At 61.7% G+C, this 7,836-nt stretch carries 8 protein-coding genes; 5 read left to right on the top strand and 3 right to left on the bottom strand.

Annotated features, from left to right (window positions below; genetic code table 11):
• The first annotated feature begins 6 nt into the window (after positions 1-6).
• The 5 genes from AC1D1P_RS09505 to AC1D1P_RS09485 are packed head-to-tail and all read left to right on the top strand — an operon-like array spanning position 7 to position 5,350.
• The gene (locus tag AC1D1P_RS09505; RefSeq protein WP_477671044.1) at positions 7-870 is read left to right on the top strand and encodes a cysteine hydrolase family protein; all 864 of its coding nucleotides are present in this window, start codon (positions 7-9) and stop codon (positions 868-870) included.
• Positions 871-900: 30 nt separating this feature from the next.
• Positions 901-2,094, top strand: a complete 1,194-nt coding sequence (gene pncB / locus AC1D1P_RS09500) for a nicotinate phosphoribosyltransferase (protein ID WP_477671045.1) — start codon at positions 901-903, stop codon at positions 2,092-2,094.
• 7 nt (positions 2,095-2,101) lie between these two features.
• Positions 2,102-3,802, top strand: a complete 1,701-nt coding sequence (locus tag AC1D1P_RS09495) for an NAD+ synthase (protein ID WP_477671046.1) — start codon at positions 2,102-2,104, stop codon at positions 3,800-3,802.
• A gap of 6 nt (positions 3,803-3,808) precedes the next feature.
• Positions 3,809-4,870 carry an NUDIX domain-containing protein gene (locus AC1D1P_RS09490; RefSeq protein ID WP_477672790.1) on the top strand — a complete coding sequence of 354 codons (1,062 nt, stop codon included), beginning with the start codon at positions 3,809-3,811 and terminating at the stop codon, positions 4,868-4,870.
• A 3-nt stretch (positions 4,871-4,873) separates the two neighbouring features.
• Positions 4,874-5,350 (top strand): nucleoside 2-deoxyribosyltransferase domain-containing protein, encoded by a 477-nt coding sequence (locus tag AC1D1P_RS09485; RefSeq protein ID WP_477672789.1) that lies wholly within the window; start codon positions 4,874-4,876, stop codon positions 5,348-5,350.
• A 47-nt stretch (positions 5,351-5,397) separates the two neighbouring features.
• On the opposite strand, the gene AC1D1P_RS09480 is transcribed toward AC1D1P_RS09485, so the two are convergent.
• The 3 genes from AC1D1P_RS09480 to dctP form a co-directional block, all read right to left on the bottom strand.
• The gene (locus tag AC1D1P_RS09480; protein WP_477672788.1) at positions 5,398-6,294 is read right to left on the bottom strand and encodes a dienelactone hydrolase family protein; all 897 of its coding nucleotides are present in this window, start codon (positions 6,292-6,294) and stop codon (positions 5,398-5,400) included.
• A 52-nt stretch (positions 6,295-6,346) separates the two neighbouring features.
• A complete protein-coding gene (locus AC1D1P_RS09475) occupies positions 6,347-7,423 on the bottom strand; it encodes an aldose epimerase family protein (protein WP_477672787.1) in 1,077 nt (358 codons plus the stop codon).
• A 17-nt stretch (positions 7,424-7,440) separates the two neighbouring features.
• Positions 7,441-7,836: TRAP transporter substrate-binding protein DctP (gene dctP, locus AC1D1P_RS09470; protein ID WP_477672786.1), on the bottom strand; the 396-nt coding region annotated here is incomplete at its 5' end.

Here is a 7,836-nt window from a genome sequence, read left to right as displayed (position 1 = left end):
GACAGCATGAAGAAAAACATCCAGCTTTTGATCATCGACCCGCAAAACGACTTTTGCGACCTGCCGGCCGACTGGCTGCCCATTGACCCGGTGACGGGGAAAGCCACCTCGCCGGCCTTGCCCGTGGCGGGTGCCCATGCCGACATGCTGCGCCTGGCCACGCTGATCCGTGAAGGCGCGCCCGGCATTTCCGCCATCGGCGTGACTTTGGATTCTCACCACAGGTTTGACATCGCTCACCCGACCTTCTGGAAGACCGGCGCCGGCGCGGCCGTGGGGCCGTTCACGCCGATCACGGCGGCGCAGGTGCGCAAGGGCGACTACCTGCCCAAAGATGCGGCCATGCTGCCCAGAGCCCTGGCCTACATCGACGAACTCGAGCGGCGCGGCCGTTACACCCTGATGGTCTGGCCGGTGCACTGCGAAATCGGCAGCTGGGGCCACAATGTGCACCCCGCCGTGAAGGCTGCCTACAACAGCTGGGAAGACAGCCGCCTTGCCATGGTGCAAAAGATCGGCAAAGGCAGCAACCCCTGGACCGAACACTACAGCGCCATGCAGGCCGAGGTGCCGGATGAAGAAGACCCGGCGACGCAGCTCAACACTGCGCTGATCGCCTCGCTGGACCAGGCGGACCTGCTCATCATCGCCGGCGAGGCCAGCAGCCATTGCGTGAAAGCGACCACCGAGCACATCGTGGAAAACCTGCCGTCCGGCAAGACCGGCAAGGTGGTGCTGCTGACCGACTGCATGAGCCCGGTCGGCGGTTTTGAAGCGCAGCACCAGGCCTTCCTGGACGACATGGCCGGCCGCGGCGTGGTGCTGTCGACCAGCACGGAAATCCTCAAAGCCCTGCAAGCCAACGCCTGAGCGACGTTCTCTCTTCATCACAAAGCCACTATGCAACCCATCATTCAAAGCCTGCTGGACACCGACCTCTACAAGTTCACCATGTGGCAAACCATGCTGCACCGGCATCCGCAGACTGAGGCCGAATACAGCTTTGTCTGCCGTAACCAGCCGGGCTACCCCTTGAGCGAGCTGCTGGCCGAGGTCAATGCGCAGCTCGACCATCTCTGCACCCTGCGCTTCCAGCCCGAGGAACTGGCCTACCTGCGTGGCCTTCGTTTCATCAAGAGCGACTTTGTCGACTTCCTGCGCATCTTTGAATTCCAGCGAGAGTTCATCAAAGCCACGGTCGACGGCCCCACGCTGGTGATCAAGGCCGTGGGCCCGCAGGTGCACACCATGGCCTTCGAGATCTTCGTGCTCGCGATCGTCAACGAGCTCTATTTCCGCCGCTCTGACCAGGCTGTCGCCCTTGTGGAGGGACGCAAGCGCCTGCAGGGCAAGATTGACATCCTGCGTGCCTTCGAAAAAGAACCCTCGCTGCGCAACCCCTTCGAGTTCTTTGACTTCGGCGTGCGCCGGCGTTTCTCGCGCGACTGGCAGACCGAAGTGGTCACCACGCTCAAACGCGAAGTCCCGCAGTATTTCAAAGGCACCTCCAATGTGCTGCTGGCCAAGGAGCTCAACCTGGTGCCCATCGGCACCATGGCCCACGAATACCTGCAGACCTACCAAGCGCTGGGCATGACGCTTCGCGACTTCCAGCGGGCCGCACTCGAAGACTGGGTGCAGGAGTACCGCGGCGATTTGGGTGTGGCCCTGACGGACGTCGTCGGCATGGACGCCTTTCTGGCGGACTTCGATCTCTACTTCGCCAAATTGTTCGACGGCCTGCGCCATGATTCCGGCGACCCGTTTGTGTGGGGTGAAAAAGCCCTGGCCCACTACGCCAAGCTGCGCGTGGACCCGCAGAACAAGCGCCTGGTGTTTTCCGACGGGCTGGACGTGCCGACCGCGCTCAAGCTCTACCGCGCCTTCGCCGGGCGCACCCAGACGGGCTTCGGCATAGGCACCAACCTGACAAACGACGTCGGGCTGACGCCGCTGAACATCGTGATGAAGCTGACCGGCGCCAATGCCAGGCCGGTGGCCAAGCTGTCGGACAGCCCGGGCAAGACGCTGTGCAACGACCAGACCTTTCTGGCCTACCTGCGCCAGGTGTTCCGTTTTCCTGCTTCGGTTTGAGGACAGCATGCTCAAAATCACCGCCGCCCAACTGAACTTCACCATAGGCGACCTCTCAGGCAATGTGGCCAAGATGGTCACGGCCGCCAGCAAGGCCTGGATCGACCAGTCCGACATCGTTGTCTTCTCCGAGATGTCGCTCACGGCCTACTACCCCGGCGACATGCTCGAAGAAGAGGGCTTTATGGAGCGCGTCGATTCGGCTCTCCAGGATCTGCTGCTGGCTTCCCGCCAGATTCCTAATCTCTGCTGGGTCATCGGCCTGCCCGCGCGCCGCGAAGCGCCGGGCAAGAAGCTGCGCAACTCGCTGCGCGTGATCAAGGGCGGCGAGGTGCTGCTGGAATACGCCAAGCAGTTGCTGCCCACCTACAACATCTTCGATGAACGCCGGCATTTTGAACCCGGCCAGGATGTGGCAAAGGTCTTGCGCATCCGGGATGCCAAGGTAGGCGTGCTGATCTGCGAAGACGGCTGGAACGATGAGGGACTGGATTATGCGATCAACCCCTTTGACCGCATGCGCGACGCCGCGCCCGACCTGGTGATTTCCATCAATGCCAGCCCGTCCAACATCGGCAAGCGTGAACAGCGTCACCAGATCTTTGGCGCCGCCAGCAAGCGCAACCAATTGCCCATCCTCTACGTCAACCAGGTGGGCGGCCATGACCAGCTTGTCTATGACGGTGCATCGTTCGCGGTGGAGCCCCAAGCCGGTGTGGTGTTTGAAGCCGAACGCTTCGCCGAAGACGTGACGACCCTGCGCTTTGAAAGCGGACGGTTCCTCACGCTGGCCGGGGATGAACCCGCCCCCGTTCCCGTGGAGGGACTGCCGACCATGGAGTTCTACCGGCGCCAGATCGTGCTCGGCCTGCAGGACTATGCGCGGCGCTGTGGCTTCACCCGCGCGGTGATCGGATCGTCCGGCGGTATTGATTCGGCGCTGACGCTGGCGCTGGCCGCCGAGGCCCTGGGCCCATCCAATGTGACGGCCATCACCATGCCCTCGCGGTTTTCGTCGGCCGGCTCGGTCGATGATTCTGAAGTCCTTTGCCGCAATCTGGGGGTGGAGCTGCTTCACCATCCGATCGCCGACATCGTGAACGAATTTTCCGGTGGATTTGAAGCCGCCTTCAGCCAGCCGCTGCACGGTATTGCTCTGGAGAATCTTCAGGCCCGTGCACGCGGCACCATCCTGATGGAATACTCCAACAGCTTCGGGCATCTGCTGCTGACCACGGGCAACAAGTCCGAGATCTCGGTCGGCTACTGCACGCTGTATGGCGACACCAACGGCGGCTTGGGCCTGATCGGCGACCTTTACAAAACCGAGGTGTTCGCCCTGTCAAGTTACCTCAACGAAGTCGCAGGCAAAGAAATCATCCCTCAGGCCATCATCGACAAAGCCCCCTCCGCGGAGCTGGCGCCCGATCAGAAGGACGTGGACAGCCTGCCACCTTACCCGGTGCTCGACGAGGTGCTCAAGCTCCTGATCGAAGGCCGGCGGCTGGCCGGGTGGGAGTACGAGAAAGCGTCCGCTTTCGTCGCGCAACTGCGCCGGCAGCCCGAGAGTCTCGCAATGATCGAACGTATCAAGGGCATGATCGCCCGCAACGAGTACAAGCGCCGGCAGGCCCCCCCCATCATCCGTCTGCGCGCGCGCGCCTTCGGCTCCGGTCGCCAGATGCCGATTGCCGCCAAATTTCAATAGGCTCTCATGACATCAAACCCTAAAAAACACGACGTCTCGATTTATATCGGGAGGTTCCAGATCTTTCACAACGGGCAGCTTGCGCTGCTGCGCCGGGCCCTGGAAGCGGCGCCGCTGTGCATCGTCGTACTTGGCTCGGCCTACCAGGCCCGCACGCCCAAGAACCCGTTCACCTGGCAAGAGCGGGCGGAAATGATCCGCCTGGCCCTGCCTGAGTCCGACCGGGACAGAATCCGGTTTCTGCCTGTGCGTGACTACTATGACCAGGAACGCTGGGTATCGGCGGTCAAGCACGGCGTGGCGGAGCTGGTGGGCGAGAAATCCGGGACATCCTTTGTGCTCGTCGGGCACTTTAAAGATGCGACCAGCGAGTATTTGAAGAATTTCCCCGGCTGGACGCTTGATGCCGTCGAATCGCAAGGCAGGATCGATGCCAGCGCATTGCGTGACGCTTACTTTGGCAATGCCGGCGCGGCGCTGGAACCGGCACTCGCCGCATTAGTGAGTCAGGCGCCGGCCAGCACCATCGCATTTCTTCGCACCTGGGCGGCCTTGCCTTACTTTCCTGAACTCGCACAGGAATGGGAGAGCCTCAGGCAGGAAAAGGCGAAGTGGGCCGGCTCTCCCTATGCGCCGGTTTTTGTGACGGTGGATGCGGTCGTGAAATGCAGTGACCGGGTATTGCTGATACAGCGCGGACGTTCTCCCGGCAAGGGCTTGTTTGCCGTGCCGGGCGGATTCATTGAGCAGCGGGAAACGGTGTATCAGTCAGCCTTGCGCGAGCTGGAGGAAGAAACCCAGATGCGCTTGCTGGAAGGCGATATGAAAAACGCCTTGAAAGCAGTCCACGTGTTTGACCATCCGGATCGCAGCTTGCGCGGCCGCGTGATCACCCATGCCCACTTCTTTGATCTGGGCTCGCGTCACCTGCCGGAAATCCAGGCGGCCGACGACGCGGCGGCGGCTGAATGGATTCCAGTCAATCAATTGACCTCCATGGAGGACCGGTTTCATGACGATCACTTCCACATGCTGGATTTCTTCTTCACGCTGACCGAGCGCATTTGAGAAATGCAGCTTGTCCTGCCACCCACTCGTCTTTCCACGCTGTCTTTTGACAAAGCCGTGTTCCTGGCGGGGTCCATCGACTTGGGAAAAAGCGTTGACTGGCAAGCGGAGCTGGCATTGTCTCTGGCGGACTGTCCAGGAACCTTGCTCAACCCTCGCCGGGCCCAGTGGGATTCAAGCTGGCAGGCGCAAGCCGACTTTCCACCGTTTCGTGAGCAGGTCGAATGGGAATTGAGCGCGATGGAAGCCGTGGGGATGGTGGCGTTTTACTTTGCCCCGCAATCCCAGGCTCCCGTCACTTTGCTGGAACTCGGCCTCGCGGCTCGCGAAAGAAAGGCGGTGGTCTGTTGCCCTCCGGGCTACTGGCGAAAGGGAAATGTGGACATCGTGTGTGCACACTACGACATCCCCATGGTCACTGCGCTTGAAGACCTCTGCCAGGAAATCCGAAATTATTCCATGGGCAAGTCAGGGACTTGATGAGCCGGCCCCGCAGGGTTCCGGGCTTTTTTATGCCCGATCAAAACTCAGGGCGCCGTCAGTCCCACCTTGCGCACGAACGCATCCAGCGGCACCGACCACATTTTTCCGCCGTAGGTCAGCAGTGAATGCCCGTCATGTCCCTGAACCGGGCCGGTCTGGATGAACTGTGTATCGCTGCCACCGGCACTAAAAGCCTCGTGCCATCCGCGGGGCGCCTCGGCTCCCCAGAACTGGTCGTTCTCGGCGTAGAGCCACAGGTTGGGCACCTTGACCAGCTTGCCGAGTTCACCATAGGTTTTACCCATGTTCTCGGGCTTGCAACTCCTGGCCGGGGAGTCTTCCGGATTACCGCCGGAGCCGCCCGCGAAATTGACGGCGCCGACGACGCCCGGCAGATTGAGCGCCGCGACCGACACCGTCGTCATTCCGCCCACCGACTGCCCTTCGAGCAGCACCCTGTCCTTGCGCACCCAGGGCTGCTGCAGCGCCCATTGGTGCAACGCGACTACTGTCTGGCCCGCGTGGCTGGCCACACGCGTGAAGTCGGGGTCGCCGGTGCAAACCTTGCCGCTCCACCGGATGCCGGAGTCCTCCCTGTCGGYGCCCCCGGTATCCCCGTATCCCGGCCGTACCGGGGCAACCACGGCAACACCCTTGCGAAGCCAGTAGTTGGCGTGCCCGACCAGCACCGGATACTCAAGCTTGGCCCTGTCAACGCGCGACGGCGCCCGCCCGTGGGAAAAGATCACCAGCGGAAACGGACCTTCGCCTGCGGGCTTGTAGAGATGGGTGACAACCTCATACTGTTTACCGTCGATCAGCAGAGGCAGTTTGACGATCTGCGGCGGCACGCGCTCGGGCTGCTGCGCCCATGCTGGCATGCCGGTCGTCTGCGCCGCCCACACCATCCCAAGCATCCACGCCAGTTTCCACCATCGCATGCTCAGCTCCTTGCTTGTTGCCGGAGCATTTTGACATGCGGAACGCACTTGCCTAGGAAGTGCTGAAGCGGTAGAGCGTGCGGCCCTGGCGGCTCCGTCCCAGCTCATGCACGGCGGAAGGAAATGCCGGCACATTGGGTGCGTTGGGGTACCCTTGCGGCTCAAAGCACAGGCTTTGCTGCTGCGCGTACTGCCTGCCGCCCTTGCCCGGCCCGCCAGCCAGCGGTTCGCCTGCCACAAGACCGGTGTAGAACTGCATGGTGGGCTCGGTCGACCAGACTTCCATTACCCGCCCGCTAATGGGTGCACTCACGCGCGCGCATAGCGCCAGATCTTCATCACTGGCGGCAGAGCGGTCAATCTCAAAACAGTCGTCATACCCGGCGACGAGGCCGATACCGGCCTCGGCTTGCAAGCCGCACACGCGCTTGTTCAGCACGACCGGCTTGCGCAAATCAAACGGCGTTCCTTCCACCGGCAGCAACCTGCCTGTTGCGATGAGGTCAGGCGCCATCTCGAAATAGCGGCCGGCGCAAATCGTGACCTCGTGCTCCAGCGCATTACGACTTCCCGGGCCTTCGAGATTGAAAAAAGCATGCGTGGTGAAATTGGCTACCGTGGGGGCATCCAGCGCGAGCGCCTCGTAGTCGAGCACCAGCTCGTTCGCCTCGGTCACGCTGTAGGTCAGGCGCAGCGTCATCGTGCCCGGAAAGCCCTCTTCCCCATCGGCAAACACATAACGCATTTCAACGCTGGAATCGCTGCGCTGCACCGCAGCGAATACCCGAAAACGCGAGCCTTTCACGCCGCCGTGCAAACAATGCGGGCCGTTGTTGGCGGCCAGCACATGCTCCTTGCCACCCAACGTGAAGCGCGCATGGCCAATACGACCTGCATAGCGCCCGATGAAGGCACCCACTGAAGGCGCTCCGCCGATCACGCCGTCGATGCTGTCGTAGCCCAGCACCACGTCGCCAAAATGTCCATCGCGGCCGGGCACCAGAATCTGCTCGATCTTGGCGCCGTAGTTGGTCACGCAAACCGTCATTCCCTGCCGGTTGCGCAGCGTGAACAACCCGACGGACTTGCCGTCGATCTCGCGCACAAACCGCGCGGGATCAAGCAACATGACGGTATTCAGCTTGCTCACTTGGCAATAATGGTCAGCAATTCTTCGCGTGTGGTCGGATCGGCCATGTATTTTCCGTACAGCGGCCCCATGCGCCTGACCATGGGCGATGCGTCCCTGACCTTGACGAACTGCGAGCCCTGTTTGGTCGTTGTCTCCAGGGCAGCGGCAACTCGCTTGTTCCACAACTCGCGCATCAGGATGGCCGACTTGGCCCCGGCATCGGCGAAAGCGGCCTTGTCTTCCTTGCTCAGCTTGTCCCAGAGTTTCGTCGACACCACCAGCGCTTCGGGCGAGATCACGTGGTTGGTCATATAAACGTTTTTTGCGACTTTGTAGTGGCCGGTGGATTCATACGAAGGCAGGTTGTTCTCGGCACAATCCACTTTACCCTGTTCCAGAGCGCTCAGCAC

This window comes from Polaromonas sp. P1_E1_2, assembly GCF_056406035.1.
Note: the sequence above shows the minus strand (reverse complement) of the source record. Positions and strands in the feature narration are given on the sequence as shown.

Bases quoted from the DNA above. Each gene is read 5' to 3' on its own strand.
- AC1D1P_RS09505 (WP_477671044.1), top strand. From the start codon at position 7: ATGAAGAAAAACATCCAGCTTTTGATCATCGACCCGCAAAACGACTTT.
- AC1D1P_RS09490 (WP_477672790.1), top strand. From the start codon at position 3,809: ATGACATCAAACCCTAAAAAACACGACGTCTCGATTTATATCGGGAGG.
- AC1D1P_RS09475 (WP_477672787.1), bottom strand. From the start codon at position 7,423: ATGTTGCTTGATCCCGCGCGGTTTGTGCGCGAGATCGACGGCAAGTCC.
- AC1D1P_RS09485 (WP_477672789.1), top strand. From the start codon at position 4,874: ATGCAGCTTGTCCTGCCACCCACTCGTCTTTCCACGCTGTCTTTTGAC.
- AC1D1P_RS09495 (WP_477671046.1), top strand. From the start codon at position 2,102: ATGCTCAAAATCACCGCCGCCCAACTGAACTTCACCATAGGCGACCTC.
- pncB (WP_477671045.1), top strand. From the start codon at position 901: ATGCAACCCATCATTCAAAGCCTGCTGGACACCGACCTCTACAAGTTC.